The organism is Paenibacillus sp. FSL M7-0134 (assembly GCF_038007865.1).
GTDB lineage: Bacteria > Bacillota > Bacilli > Paenibacillales > Paenibacillaceae > Paenibacillus > Paenibacillus polymyxa_B.
On sequence record NZ_JBBOXV010000002.1, the window covers coordinates 422,035 to 443,232 of the forward strand.

At 46.6% G+C, this 21,198-nt stretch carries 22 protein-coding genes; 16 read left to right on the forward strand and 6 right to left on the reverse strand.

What is annotated here, in order from left to right; translation table 11 throughout:
• The first annotated feature begins 135 nt into the window (after nt 1–135).
• From NSQ58_RS17615 to NSQ58_RS17640, 6 genes are all read left to right on the forward strand, one after another.
• Entirely contained in the window at nt 136–1,428 is a 1,293-nt protein-coding gene (locus tag NSQ58_RS17615; protein WP_341057938.1) for an ABC transporter substrate-binding protein, read from the forward strand.
• Nucleotides 1,429–1,666: 238 nt separating this feature from the next.
• Complete coding sequence (locus NSQ58_RS17620) at nt 1,667–2,575, forward strand: carbohydrate ABC transporter permease (RefSeq protein WP_023987015.1); 909 nt, start codon at nt 1,667–1,669, stop codon at nt 2,573–2,575.
• Nucleotides 2,576–2,580: 5 nt separating this feature from the next.
• A complete protein-coding gene (locus tag NSQ58_RS17625) occupies nt 2,581–3,420 on the forward strand; it encodes a carbohydrate ABC transporter permease (RefSeq protein WP_023987016.1) in 840 nt (279 codons plus the stop codon).
• A gap of 112 nt (nt 3,421–3,532) precedes the next feature.
• Nucleotides 3,533–4,645: a rhamnogalacturonan acetylesterase gene (locus tag NSQ58_RS17630; RefSeq protein ID WP_341058532.1), complete on the forward strand. Its 1,113-nt coding sequence runs from the start codon at nt 3,533–3,535 to the stop codon at nt 4,643–4,645.
• 72 nt (nt 4,646–4,717) lie between these two features.
• Nucleotides 4,718–5,752, forward strand: coding sequence for a glycoside hydrolase family 88/105 protein (locus NSQ58_RS17635; RefSeq protein ID WP_023987018.1), 1,035 nt, complete (start codon nt 4,718–4,720; stop codon nt 5,750–5,752).
• A 51-nt stretch (nt 5,753–5,803) separates the two neighbouring features.
• On the forward strand, nt 5,804–6,205 hold the full coding sequence (locus tag NSQ58_RS17640; RefSeq protein WP_341057940.1) for a sensory rhodopsin transducer: 402 nt from the start codon (nt 5,804–5,806) through the stop codon (nt 6,203–6,205).
• Nucleotides 6,206–6,299: 94 nt separating this feature from the next.
• On the opposite strand, the gene NSQ58_RS17645 is transcribed toward NSQ58_RS17640, so the two are convergent.
• The 3 genes from NSQ58_RS17645 to NSQ58_RS17655 form a co-directional block, all read right to left on the reverse strand.
• Nucleotides 6,300–7,259, reverse strand: a complete 960-nt coding sequence (locus NSQ58_RS17645; RefSeq protein ID WP_023987020.1) for a DMT family transporter — start codon at nt 7,257–7,259, stop codon at nt 6,300–6,302.
• Between the two features lie 207 nt (nt 7,260–7,466).
• Nucleotides 7,467–8,783, reverse strand: a complete 1,317-nt coding sequence (locus NSQ58_RS17650; protein WP_305954146.1) for a glutamate-1-semialdehyde 2,1-aminomutase — start codon at nt 8,781–8,783, stop codon at nt 7,467–7,469.
• Between the two features lie 83 nt (nt 8,784–8,866).
• On the reverse strand, nt 8,867–9,988 hold the full coding sequence (locus tag NSQ58_RS17655; protein WP_023987022.1) for an LCP family protein: 1,122 nt from the start codon (nt 9,986–9,988) through the stop codon (nt 8,867–8,869).
• A gap of 103 nt (nt 9,989–10,091) precedes the next feature.
• Between NSQ58_RS17655 and NSQ58_RS17660 the strand changes: the two genes are divergently transcribed.
• The 4 genes from NSQ58_RS17660 to bcp are packed head-to-tail and all read left to right on the forward strand — an operon-like array spanning nt 10,092 to nt 13,231.
• Nucleotides 10,092–11,132, forward strand: a complete 1,041-nt coding sequence (locus tag NSQ58_RS17660) for an ABC transporter ATP-binding protein (RefSeq protein ID WP_023987023.1) — start codon at nt 10,092–10,094, stop codon at nt 11,130–11,132.
• Entirely contained in the window at nt 11,125–11,919 is a 795-nt protein-coding gene (locus NSQ58_RS17665; RefSeq protein WP_053324641.1) for an ABC transporter permease, read from the forward strand. Before NSQ58_RS17660 ends, NSQ58_RS17665 begins: the two co-directional genes overlap by 8 nt.
• A 4-nt stretch (nt 11,920–11,923) precedes the next feature.
• On the forward strand, nt 11,924–12,712 hold the full coding sequence (locus tag NSQ58_RS17670; protein ID WP_341057941.1) for an ABC transporter permease: 789 nt from the start codon (nt 11,924–11,926) through the stop codon (nt 12,710–12,712).
• Nucleotides 12,713–12,754: 42 nt separating this feature from the next.
• Complete coding sequence (bcp, locus tag NSQ58_RS17675) at nt 12,755–13,231, forward strand: thioredoxin-dependent thiol peroxidase (RefSeq protein ID WP_341057942.1); 477 nt, start codon at nt 12,755–12,757, stop codon at nt 13,229–13,231.
• Between the two features lie 206 nt (nt 13,232–13,437).
• Here bcp and NSQ58_RS17680 read toward each other — a convergent pair whose 3' ends face one another.
• Nucleotides 13,438–13,791, reverse strand: coding sequence for a spore germination protein (locus tag NSQ58_RS17680; protein ID WP_068939403.1), 354 nt, complete (start codon nt 13,789–13,791; stop codon nt 13,438–13,440).
• 208 nt (nt 13,792–13,999) lie between these two features.
• Here NSQ58_RS17680 and NSQ58_RS17685 point away from each other — a divergent pair, with 208 nt between their 5' ends.
• Entirely contained in the window at nt 14,000–14,248 is a 249-nt protein-coding gene (locus NSQ58_RS17685) for a hypothetical protein (RefSeq protein ID WP_028540993.1), read from the forward strand.
• Here the strand turns inward: NSQ58_RS17685 and NSQ58_RS17690 are convergent, their stop codons facing one another.
• Nucleotides 14,249–14,905 (reverse strand): DedA family protein, encoded by a 657-nt coding sequence (locus NSQ58_RS17690; protein WP_341057943.1) that lies wholly within the window; start codon nt 14,903–14,905, stop codon nt 14,249–14,251.
• Between the two features lie 145 nt (nt 14,906–15,050).
• Between NSQ58_RS17690 and guaA the strand changes: the two genes are divergently transcribed.
• On the forward strand, nt 15,051–16,589 hold the full coding sequence (gene guaA, locus NSQ58_RS17695; RefSeq protein WP_023987031.1) for a glutamine-hydrolyzing GMP synthase: 1,539 nt from the start codon (nt 15,051–15,053) through the stop codon (nt 16,587–16,589).
• Between the two features lie 474 nt (nt 16,590–17,063).
• The gene (locus NSQ58_RS17700) at nt 17,064–17,681 is read left to right on the forward strand and encodes a Type 1 glutamine amidotransferase-like domain-containing protein (protein WP_076295349.1); all 618 of its coding nucleotides are present in this window, start codon (nt 17,064–17,066) and stop codon (nt 17,679–17,681) included.
• A gap of 70 nt (nt 17,682–17,751) precedes the next feature.
• Here NSQ58_RS17700 and NSQ58_RS17705 read toward each other — a convergent pair whose 3' ends face one another.
• Nucleotides 17,752–18,882 carry a Gfo/Idh/MocA family protein gene (locus tag NSQ58_RS17705; protein ID WP_341057944.1) on the reverse strand — a complete coding sequence of 377 codons (1,131 nt, stop codon included), beginning with the start codon at nt 18,880–18,882 and terminating at the stop codon, nt 17,752–17,754.
• 131 nt (nt 18,883–19,013) lie between these two features.
• Between NSQ58_RS17705 and NSQ58_RS17710 the strand changes: the two genes are divergently transcribed.
• The 3 genes from NSQ58_RS17710 to NSQ58_RS17720 all read left to right on the forward strand — a co-directional run bounded on the left by NSQ58_RS17710 (nt 19,014) and on the right by NSQ58_RS17720 (nt 21,180).
• Nucleotides 19,014–19,859, forward strand: a complete 846-nt coding sequence (locus tag NSQ58_RS17710; protein WP_076265274.1) for a LysR family transcriptional regulator — start codon at nt 19,014–19,016, stop codon at nt 19,857–19,859.
• A 19-nt stretch (nt 19,860–19,878) separates the two neighbouring features.
• The gene (locus NSQ58_RS17715; protein ID WP_023987035.1) at nt 19,879–20,550 is read left to right on the forward strand and encodes an SGNH/GDSL hydrolase family protein; all 672 of its coding nucleotides are present in this window, start codon (nt 19,879–19,881) and stop codon (nt 20,548–20,550) included.
• 159 nt (nt 20,551–20,709) lie between these two features.
• Nucleotides 20,710–21,180, forward strand: coding sequence for a MarR family winged helix-turn-helix transcriptional regulator (locus tag NSQ58_RS17720; protein WP_023987036.1), 471 nt, complete (start codon nt 20,710–20,712; stop codon nt 21,178–21,180).
• Nucleotides 21,181–21,198: the final 18 nt, after the last annotated feature.

Here is a 21,198-nt window from a genome sequence, read left to right on the forward strand (position 1 = left end):
ATTTGTGTATTCCAATGTTTCTCGGCTTTTGGGAAAATAACAACAGGAGCTAATGTAAACGCTATCAAAGTTGCGAAAGTGCGTTGTCACTCGTAATTTGGCTCCTTTCTAGAACAGCGAAAAGGGGAGAGATAGGTGAGCAAAAAGGGATGGTTTCTGATCATAGCTATGCTGCTCGTTTTGACGACGGCATGTAGCGGAGCGGACGGCGGCGGCAATTCGGGCACAAGTGCAGACGGGAAAGTAAAGTTACGTATCGCTTGGTGGGGATCGGATACGCGTCATGAATACACGCAAAAGGTCGTTGATTTGTATAAGCAGAAAAATCCAAATGTAACGATTGATGTGGAATATGCCTCTTTTGATGACTATTGGAAAAAACTCGCTCCGCAGGCTGCGGCTAATCAGTTGCCGGATATCGTGCAAATGGACATTTCGTACATTAGCCAATATGCAAAAAATGGTCAACTGGAGGATCTCGCGCCCTACTTGAATCAAAAAATTCAGGTTGCTGATGTGACAGAAAATGTACTCAAAACCGGCGTAATTGCTGGAAAGCAATATGGTATCCCAACCGGTGTTAATGTTCTGGGTTTCCAGTATGATCCGGCGTTGCTCAAGAAGGCGGGTATAGACAAAATTCCTGACAACTGGACATGGGATCAATACAAAGAAATGGCTTTAAAGGCTGGTTCCAATAAAGTATACTTTGACAGCTCGATGGCTGCCGATATTTTCTTCCACTACTATTTGCGTACTCAAGGAAAGACTCTCTACAATGCGGAAGGAACAGGATTGGGGTATGACGACGATAAGCTGTTTGTTGACTTCTTCAGCGGATTGGCTGATCTGATTAAGAAGGGAGCGACCCCGCCTCCTGAAATCATGAACCAGACCAAGGGGATTCTTGAGGAATCCGATATCGTAAAAGGAACAGGCATCGGTATTTGGCAGTGGTCCAATCAGTATGTGGGCTTACAGCAGGTCGTTAACCGCCCAATGGCACTGGCTCCGATGTTTGGGCCGAATATGGAAAAAGGCGTATATATGCAGCCTACGATGTACTGGACGGTTGCTTCCCGTTCACAGGTGAAGGATGAGGCCGCAAAGTTTATTGATTTCTGGATGAACGATGTAGAAGCGAATAAATTGATTAAAGGCGAACGGGGCGTGCCGATTTCCGCCAAAATCAAGGAAGCTGTTGCACCAGAGTTGAGCGAGCCTACGAAGCAGGTGTTTGAATTTGTAGCTTCCATGGAGCCGAAGGCTTCTCCAATGAGCCCGCCGCCACCAGTCGGATCGCCGGAAGTGATTGCGACTCTGACCGATTATATTGAGCAGGTCAATTTCGGACAGATGACGGCTGAAGACGCAGCGACCAAATTCCGGGCTGATGCGAATACCATCCTTGCGAATAACAAGCAATAATAAGCGTAATGAGACCTTTAGGATATCTGACAACGTTTTAGCATAAGAATCGATAGGATCGAAGGAACATTTCGTTAAGTTAACCGTGCGTAGTCCAAAACATGATTGCGCACGGTTGATTCGACGAAGCAACTGCATAAGCACCCTTTGCAGACATCACGATATTATTCTCATAACAACGAATTATTGACATCATAAAGTTTTACTAATTCTTTAAATGCAACAGAAGGGAGGCTTGATGAGCTTGCGAAATCATCAGAGCTTGAAAGCCAATATGACCGGATATGCGTTTATCAGCCCTTTTATTGTGGGCTTTCTGGCGTTTACGTTAATTCCAATGTTTATTTCGCTGTATCTGTCCTTTACCACCTACAACCTGTTCACCCCGCCCAAATGGATTGGTCTGGGTAACTTCGAAAAGATGTTCACAGGCGACCCGAAATACTGGAATTCGATCAGGGTCACGTTTACGTATGTATTGGTCGGTGTACCGTTGCGACTGATTTTCGCGCTGTTTGTGGCTATGATTTTGAATACCAAATCGCGCATGGTCGGCACCTATCGGACGATGTACTATCTGCCATCCATTATCGGAGGTAGCGTTGCGGTATCGATTATGTGGCGGAACATTTTCAGTAATAACGGCATAGTGAACAGCCTGCTTTCGACTCTAGGGGCGACCCCGGTGAAATGGTTTGGTGATCCGGATGCTTCGCTTACGATGCTGATCACCCTGTCCGTATGGCAATTTGGCTCCTCCATGCTAATTTTTCTGGCAGGTTTGAAGAACATTCCTGTTGAATTGTACGAGGCGTCCAGTGTAGATGGTGCTAAGCCAGTACGAAAATTTTTCAGTATTACGCTGCCGTTGCTTAGCCCCATTATTCTATTTAATCTGATTATGCAGACGATCAGCGCCTTTATGACCTTCGTCCCGGCTTATGTTATTTCTAAGGGCGAAGGAGGCCCGATGGATGGAACGATGCTGCATTCACTGTATCTGTTCCGGCAGGCGTTTATGTTCAGCAACATGGGATATGCGGCAGCCATGGCTTGGGTCATGCTCATTATGATTGGGATACTGACAGCGATTTTATTTATAACCTCCAGATACTGGGTATTTTATGAAACGGAAAAGGGGCGCTGATACTGATGGCATGGAAAACGGTCAAATGGCCAATTTATCACATACTGGTTGCTGCACTGGCGCTCCTGATGCTGTATCCCGTTTTTTGGATGCTGTTCAGCTCGTTTAAAGAAAGTCGGACGATATTCGTCACGGCATCCTCGCTTTTCCCTACAGAATGGATCTGGCAAAACTATGTAACAGGTTGGAAAGGGACGACTGGCTACAACTTTGGCACGTACATTCTGAACTCGCTCACGATCGTGGTGATTTCAACGATTGGAGCTGTGCTTTCCTCCTCGTTGATCGCATTTGGCTTCGCACGCTTGAAATTCAAAGGGCGTAACTTGTGGTTTGCTTTGATGATGGTGACGCTTATGCTACCAGGGGATGTGGTACTGGTACCGCAATATATTATTTTCACCAAGCTCGGTTGGATCAATACGATCTTACCGTTAGTGGTACCCTCCTTCTTCGGGATGCCGTTCTTCATCTTTCTGATGGTGCAGTTTATACGGACGATTCCAGCAGAGTTGGATGAGGCGGCGACGATTGACGGATGCGGCAAGTTCCGGCTGTATTTCAGAATTATTTTACCCTTACTTAAATCGTCGTTGGCTACAGCGGCAATCTTCTCTTTCTACTGGAAGTGGGAGGATTTGCTTGGTCCGGTACTGTATCTGAATTCGCCAGAGAAATATACCGTATCTATTGCACTCAAGATGTTCCTCGACAGCGAGTCGGCTTCCAACTGGGGAGGAATGTTCGCGATGTCTATCCTAAGCCTGCTTCCAGTTATCGCTGTATTCTTCGCATTCCAGAAGCAAATTGTAGAAGGAATGAGTACGAGTGGTTTGAAGGGGTAAGATCCAAAATCCATAGCGTGAGTTATGAAGCTTACGAGTGGAAATGGAAGGCATCCGGGTTTGCGCGATTGAATGGACGGGATTTGAGGGCGATGGCTGAGAGGTGAGTAAATTGTGGAAGTTTGATTTTGGTCCGGGGGAGCCTGCGGATGGCTACAAGGGAGTGTCTTCGGATTGCTTATATACAACTGAACAGGGCTATGGCTTTGAGACTACGGAGCATGTGTACGGTCGGAAAAGGCAGAGTGCAGCCAAGGATGCACGCACGCGGCTGCGAAGCAGCTTTTGTATTCCACTAAACGCTGCATTTGTTGTAGATGTGCCAGACGGGCTGTATCTTGTCACTATACTGGTCGGCGATTCGCAGGCGGAAACGCTCACGCGACTCAAGGCTGGTGAAGGCAAGCACATGCTTCCCCCAGTGCACACGCTGCCAGGGCAGTTCACCGAAGCACTGTTTGCGGTGCCTGTCCGGGGTGGCAAACTGCGCCTCACCGTGTCAGGCACCGCGCCACGGCTCAATGCGCTGGAGATTGCGCCAGCGCCACAGAATCTCCGGCTATTCCTAGCCGGAGATTCCACGGTTACGGATCAGGACGCATCCGGTTATCCGTATACAGGCTGGGGTCAGGCTTTGCCCGCCCTGTTCAAGCATGATGTCTGTGTGGATAATCATGCCGTATCGGGACGAAGCTCCAAAAGCTTCGTGGACGAAGGACGGCTGGGTGTCATTTTGGGCGAAATAAAGGCAGGAGATTTCCTGTTCATCCAGTTCGGTCATAATGATCAGAAGCCTGATCCGGAGCGGGCTACAGAGCCTTTTACAACCTACAAGGAGCATCTTCGCCTCTATATCGACGGCGCAAGAAGCCATGGGGCAACCCCGGTACTGGTCACGCCCGTACATCGTCGCTATTTTAGCGAGGATGGTACGCTATCTGACACACATGGTGACTATGTAACAGCGGTTCGTGAGCTGGCGGAAGAAGCGAATGTACCGCTGATTGATTTGTCTGCCCGCACGCAGGAGTTATATGAGCAGCTGGGTCCCGAAGAGAGTAAAGAGCTTTTTATGTGGTTGCTGCCTGGTGAATACATGAACTTTTCCGGCGGCTTAGAGGATAACACGCATTTTCATGAGAATGGCGCGGTTCGTATTGCAGACATGGTGGTGGATGCTGTGAAGGAACTGGATTTGCAACCGCTGCGCATGTATTTACGTTGAAGGACGACCTTTTCATGTACGGGCGTCAAGGAGGTAACTCACGTGAAACTTACCAAAGGGGGAGACGTGGAAATGCCTGCATTGATTTTTGATGAAGAACAAGTTAAGCAGGTGATCGACCGGGTAGTAGAACGCACCTTTCAAATGCACTACAGCTGGGATTGGCCGGGCGGAGTAGCCTTTTACGGAGTATGCGAAGCGTATGAAGCGACAGGGAACGAAAAGTATCTGACCAAGCTAAAAGAATGGGTAGACGAAAATATCGAGGATGGGCTTCCGTCTCTCTCGGTGAACGGCGTTTCTGTCGGGCACTGTTTGTTGACGCTTTATCAGGCCACAGGTGAGCAAAAATACCTTGATATTGCCATCGAGATGGCAGAATTTTTGGCCAAAAAAGCGGAGCGGTTTGCCGACGGCATTTTCCAGCATACGGTGAATTCACTTCATGATGTATTTCCGCAGCAAGCATGGGTGGATACGATGTTTATGGCCGGTTATTATTTGCTGCGTATTGGTCATCTGTTAGGCAACAAGGAGTATTGGGAGGATGGAATTCGTCAATATCACGGGCATGAAGAATTTTTGCAGGACCCGGATACGAATCTGTATTATCACGGATGGGATCATGCGAATCAAAGCCGGATGTCAGGAATATATTGGGCGCGCGGCAATTCATGGGCAGCCCTCACGATGGCAAAAGCGCTGAAACTTGTGGAGGTGCAGCATCCATCTTATATGATCATCGACGGCTCGCTGCGTGACCAGCTCAATGCACTGGTGCGGCTGCAATCCCCAGAAGGGCTGTGGCATACGGTGCTGAACGATGATACCTCTTATCTGGAAACCTCGGGCTCGGCAGGAATTGCGACCGCCTTGCTTATGCAAGGAAGATTGTTTAACAAATACACCCAAAAGGCGATCGAAGGTATTCTTTCCCGCATTAAGGACGACGGCACAGTAACGGGTGTATCCGCGGGAACTGCTGTGATGAACGATATTGACGGCTATCGAAACGTTCCATACAAACGCATTCAGGGATGGGGTCAGGGATTGGCGCTTGCTTTTCTGGCTCAACTGTTGCGTACCAAGGAGAATCCGTACGGCTAGAAGAAGGGGGATAAGCGCCAAAAAGTATTATGAGTAAAGGAGGCCAATAGTATGGGAAATGCTGAACTTTCTCAGAATAAGGTGGCTAATCAGCCGCGAGGTAGCCTATTCTGGGTCATCCCCGATGGGTATATTCCACCGGAAAGCCGGGGTGAGCTGCTCAGTCATGAGAGTATATGCGTGCTGAATTGTGGGAGCCGTGTGGCAAATCTGAGTATGGACATCTATTTTGAAGACCGCGAGCCATTGGAGGGATTGATCGAGGTGGTGGAAGGAAGACGAACCCGTCATATCCGAACAGCCTCGTTGGAGAAATCCGGCGAGCAGATTCCGGTAGGTATTCCTTACGCAATTACGGTCACTAGCGATGTGCCCATAATCGTACAATATAGCAGATTGGACACGACACAGCCGGAATTGGCGTTAATGAGTGTCATGGCGTACCCTATCTAATGCGACGAAGACTAAGAAATGAAAAAAGAAATCTCTCGGCTGGAATTGCGCAGCCTGGAGATTTCTTTTTTTGCAGGCAAATGAGTGTCTATTTTTAGCCCGTTTTTTGTGATTTTGCCGAAGTTGTTTTGATTGGCGTGAAGTTTTTTCGTCCTCCGAAATTGGTACCCAACACGCCGATAATGATCATCACAGCCCCAATAATGTGATAGTAGGCGAGCTGCTCCTTCAAAATGTAAGCACCGGCAATCATGGAAATGAGGGTGGATAAATTGCCGATCACACTCATTTTGGAAGCTTCGATCCACTTCAAGGCAAAGCTCGATAACAGCGAGGTGACGAGGGTAGACAGAATGCCTAGATAAGCCAGTGCCATCCAATAACCAGGCTTCACCAGTGGAGCGGTATAGGCGCTCATGGAGCCGTCTATGGCATGATATCCCAGTGCCACCACGTTAAAAACGATACATCCCAAAATAGAGGTAACGTAGGTCAATTCCATTGGGTTGTACTTTTGTGTTAATGGACGTGCCAGTACGTTATAGCCGGATAGGCATATCGCAGAGAGCACGAGCAGAAGAATACCACCATAGCTACTGGATGCTAGCGGTGCCCCACTTTTCATCACAAATATAAAAACCACGCCAAAGACAGAGAGCAGTAAGGAAATCTTCTGGACTACCGTTGTACGCTCTTTAATAAAATAGGAAGCTAACAGCAGCGTAAAGATGGGAACGGTTGCTTGGATAATTCCACCTTCCGATGAAGAAGTGCTCATCAGCCCGAAGGCTTGCAGTGGAAAATACACTAATGGCGAGAGCAGCGCCAGTGGTAAAATGCGCAGAATGTCACGCATCTTGATGTTGATCTTAATCCAACCGAGCAACACGGGAATGGTCAAAGCGATAAATGACAGCGCAAAGCGGTGGGCAATCACATCCAGCGGGCTTGCCTCTGTGACTGTCAATTTTACAAATAAAAATGAAAATCCAAGTATAGCTGCATAGCTGAGAGCTGCCAGATAGGCGGCTCCATTTCTGGAACGACTGTTCATAATAAACCTCCGTAATAATGACCTTAACCTGTGGTTCTCTCAATATACCCGGAGGGCATAACCTGATACAATCCATAATACCTGCAACTGTACGGGTACAGTTGTGAAATGAAAAAAAGCCGGAACGAAGCCCCAGAGGTCGGATACCCATCCCTAAGACTACTTCCAGCTCTTATCCTATTCATATTCTATCACTTACTGCTTAGTTTACTTACCTTGTGACATCGCCCGGAACGAATCGTCCGCCGCTTCCAGCGTAGCATCCACATCTTCGTCCGTATGCGCTGTTGTGAGGAACCAGGCTTCGTACTTGGATGGTGCCAGATGAATACCGCGATCCAGCATGTGACGGAAGAAGGATGCAAACGCTTCGCTATCCGTATCCTGCGCCTGCGCGTAATTCGTGATCGGATGATCACAGAAATGCGTCGAGAACGCTCCACGAATACGGTTGATCGTCAATGGCACGCCGTAGCGTTCGGCAGAGGACTGGATACCGTCCGTCAGCCTCACAGCCAGACGTTCCATCTCTTCATACACGCCTTCCCCTTGAAGGACTTCAAGGCAGGCGATGCCTGACGAGATGGACGCTGGGTTGCCCGCCATCGTACCCGCCTGATAAGCTGGGCCGAGTGGGGCAACCTGCTCCATGATGTGCTTGCTGCCGCCGTAGGCACCAATCGGCAGACCACCGCCCATGATTTTGCCCAGCGCGGTCAAATCTGGCTGAATCGCATCATGGTTGTCCAAACCTGCATACGTTTGGGTGGAACCGAAGTGGAATCGGAATGCGGTAATGACCTCGTCATAAATGACGAGTGAGCCGTTCGCACGCGCCATGGAGCACAACCCTTCCAAATAACCGGGTTGCGGCATGACCATGCCAAAATTACCGACAATGGGCTCGACCATGACTGCCGCCACATCGTCGCTCCAACGCTCCAAGGCTTGGCGTAACGCGTCGAGATCATTGAATGGTACGGTAATAACCTCGCTCGCAATGTTGGTCGTAATGCCTGCACTGTCAGGTATGCCTAGCGTGGAAGGGCCGGAGCCTGCGGCAACAAGTACCAGATCCGAGTGACCGTGGTAGCAGCCGGCAAATTTGATGATCTTGTTCCGTTTCGTATAGGCCCGTGCAACACGAATCGTTGTCATAACCGCTTCTGTGCCAGAATTCACAAACCGGACCTTGTCCATAGAAGGAATTGCTTCCTTCAGCATCTTGGCCAGTTTGATTTCCAATACCGTTGAGGTTCCGTATAATACGCCGTTCGCGGCCGCTTCGCTGATAGCCTTAGTAATATGGGGATGGGCATGTCCAGTAATAATAGGGCCATAAGCCGCCAAATAGTCGATATACCGATTATCATCCTCATCCCAGAAATGAGCACCTTTAGCGCGTTTCATGAATACTGGAGCGCCGCCGCCCACAGCTTTAAAGGAGCGTGAAGGGCTGTTAACGCCCCCGACAATATGCTCCAGGGCTTCTTTATATAGTGCTTCGGAGTTTTCCCGTTTCATCATCAAAAACTTCCTTTCCGTTCATTAAAATAGGGTATACACACGCCAAAGGGCAGCGTTCACGGCTGCCCCTGCATACATCATTATAGCTCTTTTTGTCCTGTCTTTGTTGTTGATTGTGTGGAAGCATCCTCATTACTGGTTTTACTGCCCCCTGTAAAAGAAGCTTTATCCTTCTTGGTAGACGATGCACTGTCTGGCTGTTTCGTTTCGTTCTGATCCTTGTTTTGTTCCTGTGTTTGTGCGGGTGGATTATTAAATATATCCTGCACATACGTTTTCAGTTCTTCCGGATCGCGGACAGTAAGAACTGCCGCGCCGCCCACATTCTCTTCTCCGAGCATCTTCATCGGTGGAACCTGTTCGCTGCCTGCAAAGTTGCTTTGGTACCCCACATTTGCCAGCTTCCACATATCGTTAACACTGAGATTCGTGTCAATGAACGGGTTAACCTGCTCTAAAATATTTGGCAAGTTAGCGATGGAAGTCGTGGTCTGCATTTTCTGGGCTATTGCCTCCAAAAATGCGCGTTGCCGTCCTGATCGGGAGAAGTCGGACATTGCATCGTGGCGGAACCGCACATATTGAAGCGCCGTGTTGCCATCTAGATGCTGCATGCCCTTTTTCAAATCAATATCGTACTGATGTTTATCCGCATTACTTGTATAATGCATATCCTTTTCCACTTCAAAATCAATCCCGCCTACGGCATCCACCAGTTTGATAAAGCCCTGGAAATCCGTGTACACATAATATTGCACCGGGATGCCTAACAGATCGCCAGCCGTCTTCATGGCTGTGTTGGGTCCGTGAGTAATGGCGGTGTTAATTCGATTTTTTCCATAGCCGGGAATATCCACGTACGTATCACGCAAAATAGAGAACAGGTGGATTTTTTTCTTAACGGGGTCCAGCGATACGACCATCATGCTGTCTGATCGGGGAACTTCCCCTTTCTGGATACCGCGCCCATCGACACCCATCAGCAAAATGTTAACCATATCGGTACCTTCCCACTTGGGCGGTTCTGGCGTACGAACCTGATCGACCTGCTTTACATTTTTGAAGGGGGAGTTAGCGCCCTCTTTATGCAGATTATCCAGCTGATTATAAATGGATGTAAAATAGTACACGGCAAAGCCGACAATCGCGACGATTACCACGGCTAGAACCGACCATATCGTCCTTTTGGTTCTGCTTGTCATGGATGCTCTCCCTTTCGCTTTTCAGTTCATTACATTATAATTTCTTTTTGGAGCACAATCAATTTAACTATGGATTTTACAAATCCTGATTGAGAGGTATAACATGCTGGCAATTGATGTGCAGGATCTGCGCAAAACATTTAAGGTTCAAAAAAATCGCGAGGGCTTAAAAGGTGCCTTCCTTGATTTATTCGCCCGCGAATACAACGAGGTAGCCGCGGTCAAAGATATATCCTTCCGTATTCCGCAAGGAGAAATATGCGGTTATATCGGTGAGAACGGCGCCGGAAAGTCCACCACGATTAAGATGCTGACAGGCATTCTCGTGCCGACATCGGGACATCTCAAGGTGGGCGGCTATGTCCCCTATGAGGAACGCGAGAAATTTGTAGGCAACATTGGTGTTGTTTTCGGTCAGCGCAGCCAGCTTTGGTGGGACATCGGTGTGATCGAGTCTTTTCAACTACTGCGGAAAGTATATCAGGTTCCGGCCACGGACTTCAAACGCAGGCTGGATGAGCTGGTAGAGAGACTGCAATTGCAGGATCTGCTAAGCCGCCCGGTACGCAAGCTTAGTCTCGGGCAACGGATGCGCTGTGAGTTAGTAGCAGCCTTGCTGCACAATCCGTCCATTGTTTTTCTGGACGAGCCGACCATTGGGCTCGATATTATGGTAAAGTCCGAAATCCGCGAGTTTCTAAAGGACATGAATCGGGATTATGGTACGACTATTTTGCTGACAACCCATGATTTGCAGGATATTGAAGCGCTGTGCTCGCGCGTCATTATGCTGGATGATGGAAATATCATTTATGATGGTGGTCTGGAGGATCTGAAGGCGCGTTGGGGGACAGGTCGAGAAGTGCGGTTCCAGTTCGGCACATCGACCCAGTTGGAACAATTACAGGCATGGACTGCTGATATGCCACTGGCTTGGACGATGGATAATGATTTGGCTGCCAAAGTATGGATTCCTCTTCATATTAATGTATCGGATGTTCTCGCTTGCGTAGTCGGTCGCACGGATATTACGGATATCAAAATCATTGAAACCAACACGGATGATATCGTCCGCAGTATCTATCAGTCTGGTTCGGCTGAACGCCAGGGCAATCCGATAGTGGAGGCCAAAGTTCATGCTTAGCGTATACACCGATTTTATTCGTATCCGATTTCTCACGATGCTTGCGTATCGTGTGAACTATTATTCAGGAATCCTTATTTATTGCATGAATATTGGCGTATATTATTTCACATACAAAGCGATATATGGCGATGCGGGTAGCATTGGAGGTTTTACCGCTGCTCAGATGACGACGTATGTAGCAGTATCGTGGATGGCGAGAGCCTTTTATTTTAACAATCTGGATCGTGAAATCTCGACGGATATACGTGATGGAAGCATTGCAATTCAGATGATCCGACCTTATAACTATGTACTTGTTAAATTTATGCAAGGACTCGGCGAGGGAATGTTCCGTTTTCTGCTGTTTATGATTCCAGGCATGGCGATTGCGATGCTGCTATTTCCGGTAAAGCTTCCCACGGATCCGGTAGCCTGGGTTGGTTTTCTGGTCATGCTGTTTTTTAGCTTTATGATCAACACTCAGATCAATATTATTACGGGGTTAACGGCCTTTTTTATCGAAAATAATGAGGGCATGATGCGTATGAAGCGCGTAGTTGTAGATCTGTTTTCTGGGTTGATTTTGCCAATCAGTTTGTTTCCAGGCTGGCTGGCGACGATCGCCCAATGGATGCCGTTTCAGGCGATTACCTATTTGCCGGGCTCTGTATTTACGGGACGTGTAAAAGGCGTTGGCATCTGGAATGTACTGGGTATCCAAATCATTTGGCTGGTCGTTCTGCTCGTGCCGATGATCATCATTTGGCGACTGGCGCGCAGACGTCTGTTCGTGCAGGGAGGGTAAGCCGATGATGTACTATTTGGGTCTCATTAGCGAATATTTAAAAAATTACATGAAGTCACGGCTCACCTATCGGGCCGACTTTTGGGTAGAAGTGATTTCAGACCTGCTGTTTCAGGCCACAAATCTTATTTTTATCCTGGTTATTTTTATGCATACAGACAGTTTGGGCGGCTGGAGTGAAAATGAAGTAGTGTTCGTTTATGGATTTTTCATGGTTCCATACGGACTATTCAGTTGTTTTGTAAATCTTTGGAACTTTAGCGAGCGTTACATCGTGAAAGGTGAACTCGACCGGGTAATGACCCGTCCCGCGTATAATCTGTTCCAGATTTTCCTTGAAAATGTGGATCCGCCTGCGCTGGTGGGCTCAGTGATCGGTCTGATTATTATGGGAATCAGCGGGGCACAGATGGATTTGGCTATGGAGTGGTGGTTCGTACCAGCGCTGATCGTTTTGAGCCTAAGTGCCGTGGCGATCTATACGGGCATATACACCATATTGACATCTCTTTCATTCTTTTCGGATGCGCCTACAGGAATTATCCCGCTCATGTACAATATTCAGGGCTACGGACGTTATCCAGTAACGATCTATAACCGTGCTATTCAGGTTGTGCTGACTTGGATACTGCCTTTTGCTTTTGTTGGCGTATATCCAGCCTCCCTGTTCCTTCACCGAGAGGACATGCGCCATATGGCGCTCTTAACTCCTGTGATGGGAATTGTCTTTCTGACTTTGGGTTTACTGGCATGGAACTGGGGAGTTCGCCGTTACAGAGGGGCAGGCTCATAGGGCGGATCACATAAGAACTCCCACAAGATAGGAGATGATGAGATGTCCACGACATCTACCATTATTGGACAACCGGCACCGGATTTTGAATTGCCTGGGAGTGAGGGAAAGCGTGTCAAGCTGTCTGATTATCGAGGCAGTAGGGTATTGTTGTATTTCTATCCCAAGGATTTGACCTCTAGTTGCTCGACCCAGGCTTGTGATTTTCGGGATAAACATACGGAGTTTGAAGGCTTGAACACGGTGATTCTGGGGATAAGCCCAGATCCACTCAAGCAGCATGACAAGTTTATTGCAAAGTATGGACTCCCTTTTCAGTTGTTATCTGATGAAGAGCATCACGTGGCTGAGACGTATGGTGTATGGCAGCAAAAACAGATGTACGGCAAGCAGTACATGGGTATTGTTCGGTCTACGTTCCTTATTGATGAAAATGGAATTTTAGTTCATGAATGGCGTGGTTTAAGAGTAAAAGGACATATTGATGCTGCGCTGGCATACATTCAGGATATGGCGTAAGTGAAGAACCAAAGAAAACCTTTTGAAACCGGATCGTGCTTTCAGGCGTATCGGTTTCAAAAGGTTTTTGTTAATTTTTAGATATATTTTGCCGCTGCTTCCACTTTTGCTTGCAGAGATAAACACCCCATAATAGAAGTGGAATGATCAAGCCGTTGCCACAGAAAATGAATACATATACAGATAACAGCATCTCACTAACGCGACTAAAAGCCTCTATTCCCGATAGTACAGTAAACACCAGTAATATCCATTTCCTCCAAACTACCTGAGTTACCAGCAATCAATACTTGATCCTTTAAATAGTCGAATGGTTCCGCGCCCTCTGGTACATGATGTTCGTTTTCCCGCATTAATGAACGCAGAACGGAATCATGGAGTAATTGAGTGTTAATCAGACCATTGATATAAAACAAAGCCGCTGGCCATTTTTGCATCCATAATAGCTCTTTAATGATTAAATCTCCGCTGTTTCCAAAGGAGCTTTCAATATGGTTTACATTATCCCTCAAGTTAGAGGACACATGAGTAACTGGACAACTTTTATTCTGATTTGGCATACGTAAAATCCTCCGATATTGGAGTTTGTTGGCTTAGTATGTTCTGAATATATGAATTTATGCCTTGACGGTTTATAGAGTGATTTTTATAAATTAGATAAACAACTAATTATATGCAGTGCAGGATTTCAGGCTGGACGATGCCGGAATTGGAGTGTTTTAAGCCGCTTTGGGCGCGGGTCTGGTTGCTAGCGGGGTAGGGGGGCATTTGTCTGGATACATTATTAATGCGGGAGACCCCATTGTATTTACAGGGTCCATTGTGGTCATGCTGGGCATGCTGACGGCGTGGAGCCAAGGTATCATCGGACTGTCTATGTTTGGAGCAGGGGTGGCGATTGAAATGATGGAGCCGCGTATGTTGGGCTTGGGTGGAGGCGCAGGGTTTGTGGTGATATCTATCGTGATTTCAATGTATTATGCAAGGACCCGTAGTCGTAAGGCAGCAGGAGTTTGACTACTCCGTGTCATCCTTGTTGCTGGTTTTCACTGATTTTTCGGATTTGCGTAGCGAGCTAAACAGGAAGTTTCTCCACCGGTAAATAATATACAGCAGGATCATGAACCCAACGACTCCCGCAATTCGCAGTGCATACAGCTCTACCAAATGGAAAATGACATCCCATTGGGGACCAAACAGCTTGCCGATGCTTAGAAAGAGAATGACCCAGAATAAAGCGCCGCTGTAAGCATACAAGACAAATTTACGGAAAGAAAGAGCAATAATCCCGGCAAAATAACCGGTAAAATGCCTGACACCGGGGATGAAATATCCAAGGAAAATAAGCCAGTATCCATATCGTTGAAACCATTTTTGTGTTTTCTGAAGCTTGTCCGGCGATAACAAAACCCATTTACCATATTTCTGAATAAAGGGGAGTCCAGCCCACTTTCCGATAAAGTAGGTAATAGTCATACCGATGGTTGTGCCCAAGAAAGCTAGTAGCACCAGTTTACCGTAATCCAGGGTACCGGCATAGGAAAGATATCCCGCATAAGCCATTGTGGTTTCCCCGGGAAAAGGTAAAGCAATAAACTCAAGCAGCAAGCCGAAAAAAAGGACGCCGTAGCCGTATTCTTCGAACAATTGCGCGATCCACTTCAGCACATCCATCGTTTACACTCCTACGAACAGATTGAGTATTTTAGAATCAATTCATTTTAACAATCTTTTCATGCCCACTCAACTCCGGTTGATTTCTTGACGTCTTGTTTTATCGTTGCGTATAATGAAACGAACAATTGAGGGAGGCACGGTAATGAATAAGCCTAATGAAATCGTTGTAGTTCTCGATTTTGGAGGACAATACAACCAGTTAATCGCAAGAAGAATTCGGGATCTCGGTGTATATAGCGAGCTCCTTCCATACAATACGCCTGCGGAGAAGCTGAGAGAGCTGGCGCCAAAAGGGATTGTTTTCTCAGGCGGACCTTCCAGCGTATATACAGACAATGCTCCTCAGGTGGATCGGGCAATTTATGATCTTGGCATCCCTATCTTTGGTATTTGCTATGGCATGCAACTGATGGCTCACCAACTGGATGGTAAGGTAGAACGTGCGGGCAAGCGTGAGTATGGCAAAGCAGACGTGCAATTCAATCAGGATGCCCGCTTGGCTAAAGGACTGGATTCTCGTCAAACCGTATGGATGAGCCATGGGGATCACGTTACAGATCTGCCAACCGGATTTACACTAGATGCAGGAACAGAGAGTGCGCCGATTGCCGCGATGAGTAACCTGGAGCGGAATCTGTATGCGGTGCAATTCCATCCAGAGGTACGTCATTCCGTTCAAGGTAACGAGATGATCAGCAACTTCCTTTATGAAGTGTGCGGTTGTGAAGGCAACTGGACCATGGAATCGTTCATTGAAGATCAAATTCGTGAGATTCGTCAACAGGTTGGCGACAAGAAAGTATTGTGTGCCTTAAGCGGTGGCGTGGATTCTTCTGTTGTAGCGATGCTTATTCACAAAGCGATCGGTGACCAACTGACGTGTATGTTCATTGACCATGGATTGCTGCGCAAAGGTGAAGCCGAAAGTGTAATGGAGACGTTCGTTGGTAAATTTGATATGAAAGTTGTCAAAATTGACGCACGTGAGCGCTTCTTGTCCAAGCTGGCAGGAGTTGATGATCCGGAACAAAAACGTAAAATCATCGGTAACGAGTTTATCTATGTGTTCGAGGAAGAATCTTCTCAATTCGACGATTTTACTTTCCTGGCACAAGGTACACTGTATACGGATATTGTAGAGAGCGGAACAGCAACGGCACAGACCATTAAATCCCATCATAATGTGGGTGGTTTGCCGGAGAACATGAAGTTCAAGCTGATCGAGCCGTTGAATGCCCTGTTCAAGGACGAAGTGCGTAAAGTCGGCGAAGAATGCGGACTGCCACCTGAGATTGTATGGCGTCAGCCGTTCCCAGGTCCGGGTCTTGCCATTCGTGTGCTGGGTGAAGTGACAGAGGACAAGCTAACCATTGTTCGTGAGTCGGATTACATTTTGCGCGAGGAGATTGCTAAAGCCGGTCTGGACCGGGAAATCTGGCAATACTTCACCGCTTTGCCGAATATGAAGAGTGTTGGCGTTATGGGCGATGCTCGTACGTATTCTTACACTGTAGGTATTCGTGCAGTAACCTCCATCGACGGTATGACCGCCGACTGGGCACGTATCCCTTGGGATGTGCTGGAGAAAATTTCGGTACGTATCGTAAACGAAGTGGATAACGTGAATCGCATCGTGTATGATATCACCTCCAAACCACCAGCAACGATTGAGTGGGAATAAACGCGGAGACTCCCGCGCCGTAACCATCAATCCTTTAAGATTTACCAATACAACATCAGGACTCCTACGTATCGGCGAAATATCGCTATGCGGTTGGAGTCTTTTTTACGGGTGCCAGGTCGAACCTTTGCTCGGGAAAGTTTACTGTACGGCAACCTCAATCGACGGGGGTTAGCTAAAGGCGAACAGCATTGCCTCATGCGGCGGAGATATGAAGTCATTTATTGTTGCAAAACGGAATATGAAGCTGAAAAAAGGAGATATTATTCAATGGTAATGTCTCCTTTTTTTATATGGTTTTATTAGATTCAAGCTATAAATAGCTTAAATCAAGTATGAAATTAAACTTTCACTTCTTTTTCATGTCATGCTCTAATGGTGTCATGTTTTGATACTAATATATTTTATAATGTACCTAGATTAAAGTGTTGCATATCTCGTTTTATTAAACGCTGTTCTAAGGAGAATAAAGAGATGAAAAAATTATTTCTGTCGTCCTCATTTAAGGATGTTGCACCATGCTTAGTCCATTTCGCTGGGGAAAACTTAGAAGGAAAAAAAGTCACCTTCATCCCAACCGCAAGTATTCCAGAGAAAGTTAAGTTTTATGTGGATTCAGGGAAAAAAGCATTAGAGAATTTAGGATTAGTCGTGGATGAAATCGAAATCGGCACAGCAACATTGAACGAAATAGAGAGTAAAATTAGAGAAAATGACTATATTTATATTACCGGAGGCAACACATTTTATTTACTTCAAGAGTTGAGAAGAACCGGGGCTGACAAAATCATTGCTGATGAAGTTAATGCAGGGAAGTTATATATAGGCGAATCGGCAGGTTCGATGATTTTATCACCGAATATCGAATATGCCCGACTTATGGACAATGTGGAGGAGGCGCCTGCTTTGGATTCCTTTATTGCGCTCGGGATAATTGAATTCTATCCAGTCCCCCACCATACGAACATCCCGTTTAAAAAAGCGGTGGAGAGCATCATTGAGGAATATGGCAGCCAATTAAATTTATATCCAATCAGCAACGCGGAAGTTATTTTGGTTGAAAATGACAGTATAAAGGTCGAGAATGCATGATTTTAAAAGATCAAGAACCTTTAACTCCACATCTATCGTGGTGTTAAAGGTTCTTTTTTATAATTCTACCTTACCATACGATCCTTTTCCCAGTTGCAGCTGATTCCTCAATGCGGTCCAGTAGCTGATGCAGCTTTAAGGCATGGTTGAAATCGGGAGCGAGACGGGTGTGTGTCAAAATATCCTCGGCAAAAACATAATGAGCCTTGGCTACATTCAGGGTTACCCCTTCTTTTGGGAAATCTAGGCTTATATTAGGCTCTCTAGTTATACGTATTTGTTCAAAAGCGCCATTAGGACCATGACTCTGCGTACTGCTTGGATCGTACACAAGTTTTTCGAGCGTTAGATTCCCGAATTGAACATGCCCAAGCGAAGGATTCTGTGACAAACGCAAAATGCCCTTTTTCCCTTGAATCTCTATCTCAAACTTAGAACTCACTCCACCTTGAATGTGAACGGATACCGGTGCTCCTTTTTCTAATAGTCCGTGAATCAGAATCTGATCGGCTGTATCCTTGGAAATGACTTCACCCGTTTCCTGAATAGTGGCTTCGTGATAACGAGATGATGTGATGGCTGATAGCTCGCGGAGTTCGCCAACGATGTATTGCAGCGCATCCAGGGAATGCCCGCCATTAATCGTGAGCAGATTAGCCCCATTGGCTCTATTCAGCAGATAAGCAGTGTCCTGATTTACTTGTCCTCCTTTGCCGGGAGTAGCTACTTGCATATGACAGGATATAATTTCACCAATCTCTCCGCCCTCCACGAGCTTTTTCATCGTTTGCACTTCAAGATCCTGCCGTGCCTGCAAGCCGACGGTATGATGAATGCCTGCCAGTTCCGCCGCTTTGGCCATTTCAGCAGCTTCCGCAGTGTTTGCCCCCAAGGGCCATTCACAAAAAATATGCTTTCTCTCTTGAATTGCCGCCATCACCGCCTCGTAATGATGGGGAACTTTTACGCTCACCACGACCATGTCCACATCCTCGGAAGCTGCGAGCTTTTTGGAATCATCAAAAGCTAGTGCCGCACCTACTTCTTCTGCGCTTTGTCGCGCACTCTCCATACGAGAGGTACCGACGGCAGTGATATCCAGGTTCGAGTGCTTGAGCAAAGCCGGAATATGCGTTTGACTGGCCCATTTATTATTCATCGAACCTCCTACGATACCTACACGAATCTTCTTTTTGATCATGTTGCCATACCTCCTGATTTTTAAAATGAGGGTGGAAAATAGCATCCAAGGCCAATATAATACACTTAACTCATAAATAATAATGCTTGTTTATGATACAGGTATCATTTTATTTGATGGGAGGTGAAGGGATGGATATTGAAAATATGCAGGCATTTGTTTCGGTGGCAGAGCTGAGAAGCCTGACAGAAGCAGCACAAAAGTTGAATCACCTGCAATCGAATATGACGGCCAAAATAAAGAAGCTGGAGGCCCATTACGGCACAGCGTTATTTTACCGAAAGCCCCGTGGTATGGAGCTGACACCCGCAGGAGAAACCTTGTATGCTCAGTTCAAGCAAATGTTGTTGCTATGGCAAGACACGGAGATGAAAATGAGACCGCAGGAGGAAAAGCTGCGCATCGGTACCATGCAGTCCATCGTGGCGGGCGAAACAACGAGGGCGCTCACGAAGGTATATGAGCTGTATCCGCAGGCTTCGGTTACATTAAAAACCGGAACCACGACGGAAATGGAGCGATTGATCCTTGACGGCGAACTCGATATTGCTTTTGTTACAGGGTATCCCGCCAACCCGTATATTCATTATCAAAAAATATGCCGTGAAGAACTGGTGCTGGTGGGGAAAGGCATACATGAAGGCTCGGATCTCAAACAGGTACTCCAAGGAGCGTCTATTATTATATTGTCGGATGGCTGCCTGTATCTCACGTATTTAGAGAAGATGTATCAGGACATGCAATTGACCCATGGCGAGGTGGTGGAGGTCGGTGTGTTTGATACGATGGTGCAATTTTCCTTGATGGGAATGGGAATCACCCTCATGTCCAAAAAGCTGGCGCGGCAATTTAAAGTAACATCCTATTTGCCCGCTCCCCCAACCTTCGGCTACATGGATACATATTTAATAACCCGGTCAAATCACGAAATGACAGCGATTGAACATAAATTTATCGAAATCAACAATACGATCTAATAGATAGGAGAGATATCGAATGACAATCAATCAAGGCAAATACCAAGGCAGCCATGCTGTATTTCTGGGCGATAGCATTACGTTTGGATATGAATTGCGTGATGGAGAAAAGCCTTACCCCCACCTTGTGAGCGACGCACTGGGATTCCTAACCTTTGAGAATCACGGCATATCCGGCAGCAGTGTAGCCAGCGGCGGTTTTGAACCGATGTGTGAGCGTTATGAGAAAATGAACCCTCATGCAGACGTGATCTTTTTTATGGGGGGAAGAAACGATTTTTCGATGGGAGAAATACCGTTCGGTAGCTTGGATACGCCATCGACAGAAACGCGTACGTTTTATGGTGCGCTCAAGCATATTGCCGAAGGACTAATTAACCGTTACCCGGACAAGCTGATCGTCTTTTTGACTCCGCCTCACGGATCAAGTGATACGGTTCCTGAGCATCTGCCTAATGCCATTACTGGTCAAGTCTATAGCGCGTATGCACAGGCCGTGAGAGAAGTGGCCTCACTTTATTCTTTCCCGTGCTGCGATCTGTGGAATATCGCCGGAATTCAACCACTATTGCCTGTACATAAACAGATGTACTTTACAGGGGAAAATGGTGTTCCTGACGGCCTGCACCCGAATCAGGCAGGCCACGAGCGGATGGCGGCCCGTATTATCGGATTTATGAATACTCTGTAATTTGGACCATTTCATCGTTTTATCGAATGACCCTACTAACTACAAATTCTAGATTGCTCAGGCTTATTCGTTTAGCTTGAGCATTTTTTTGTGATTGTAGGATTTGTATATATAGACTTGTCTCAGGGCTTGTTTATTTTTAGAGGGGGTGTATAATACTTGATATATCAATTGATAGGTCAAGTATTAGGAGGAGGGTTTGTCATCGAACATTGCTCTGAAAAAAGCCAGTTGTTTTATCGCATGCATCTTTTGTGTAAAGAAATGAATAACGCCTTTGAAGCACAGTTAAAAACCAGCTTTACCAAGGTTGAAATTTTGTATCATATTGATCATCGTCAGGAACTAAGTCAGCTGGAACTCCAACACCTGCTCGTTCTGGATGGTGCAGCAGTAACCCGACATCTGAGAAGGCTGGAAGAGGAAGGTCTGATTTTACGTAGTAAAAAAGAGCAGGATAAGCGTGTGACCTATATATGTTTGACCGAATTAGGGGTTCAAGAGCTGCAAGTTTTGTCAGAGCAAAGACAAGCCTTTCAGGAAAAGCTGCTATGTAAGTTTACAGATGAGGAAATTGTGGCTTTGACAGATGTGCTACAGCGTATGTCTAGCAATGTAAAGAATATGTAAATGTGCGAGGAGGAAATG

What these genes read in the sequence shown, in the direction of transcription:
- NSQ58_RS17670 (WP_341057941.1), top strand. Translation starts at nt 11,924, where the DNA reads ATGATGTACTATTTGGGTCTCATTAGCGAATATTTAAAAAATTACATG.
- NSQ58_RS17665 (WP_053324641.1), top strand. Translation starts at nt 11,125, where the DNA reads ATGCTTAGCGTATACACCGATTTTATTCGTATCCGATTTCTCACGATG.
- NSQ58_RS17715 (WP_023987035.1), top strand. Translation starts at nt 19,879, where the DNA reads ATGACAATCAATCAAGGCAAATACCAAGGCAGCCATGCTGTATTTCTG.
- NSQ58_RS17640 (WP_341057940.1), top strand. Translation starts at nt 5,804, where the DNA reads ATGGGAAATGCTGAACTTTCTCAGAATAAGGTGGCTAATCAGCCGCGA.
- NSQ58_RS17635 (WP_023987018.1), top strand. Translation starts at nt 4,718, where the DNA reads ATGCCTGCATTGATTTTTGATGAAGAACAAGTTAAGCAGGTGATCGAC.
- guaA (WP_023987031.1), top strand. Translation starts at nt 15,051, where the DNA reads ATGAATAAGCCTAATGAAATCGTTGTAGTTCTCGATTTTGGAGGACAA.
- NSQ58_RS17690 (WP_341057943.1), bottom strand. Translation starts at nt 14,905, where the DNA reads ATGGATGTGCTGAAGTGGATCGCGCAATTGTTCGAAGAATACGGCTAC.
- NSQ58_RS17655 (WP_023987022.1), bottom strand. Translation starts at nt 9,988, where the DNA reads ATGACAAGCAGAACCAAAAGGACGATATGGTCGGTTCTAGCCGTGGTA.
- NSQ58_RS17620 (WP_023987015.1), top strand. Translation starts at nt 1,667, where the DNA reads ATGAGCTTGCGAAATCATCAGAGCTTGAAAGCCAATATGACCGGATAT.
- NSQ58_RS17660 (WP_023987023.1), top strand. Translation starts at nt 10,092, where the DNA reads ATGCTGGCAATTGATGTGCAGGATCTGCGCAAAACATTTAAGGTTCAA.
- NSQ58_RS17680 (WP_068939403.1), bottom strand. Translation starts at nt 13,791, where the DNA reads ATGCCAAATCAGAATAAAAGTTGTCCAGTTACTCATGTGTCCTCTAAC.
- bcp (WP_341057942.1), top strand. Translation starts at nt 12,755, where the DNA reads ATGTCCACGACATCTACCATTATTGGACAACCGGCACCGGATTTTGAA.
- NSQ58_RS17645 (WP_023987020.1), bottom strand. Translation starts at nt 7,259, where the DNA reads ATGAACAGTCGTTCCAGAAATGGAGCCGCCTATCTGGCAGCTCTCAGC.
- NSQ58_RS17710 (WP_076265274.1), top strand. Translation starts at nt 19,014, where the DNA reads ATGGATATTGAAAATATGCAGGCATTTGTTTCGGTGGCAGAGCTGAGA.
- NSQ58_RS17625 (WP_023987016.1), top strand. Translation starts at nt 2,581, where the DNA reads ATGGCATGGAAAACGGTCAAATGGCCAATTTATCACATACTGGTTGCT.
- NSQ58_RS17650 (WP_305954146.1), bottom strand. Translation starts at nt 8,783, where the DNA reads ATGAAACGGGAAAACTCCGAAGCACTATATAAAGAAGCCCTGGAGCAT.
- NSQ58_RS17700 (WP_076295349.1), top strand. Translation starts at nt 17,064, where the DNA reads ATGAAAAAATTATTTCTGTCGTCCTCATTTAAGGATGTTGCACCATGC.
- NSQ58_RS17705 (WP_341057944.1), bottom strand. Translation starts at nt 18,882, where the DNA reads ATGATCAAAAAGAAGATTCGTGTAGGTATCGTAGGAGGTTCGATGAAT.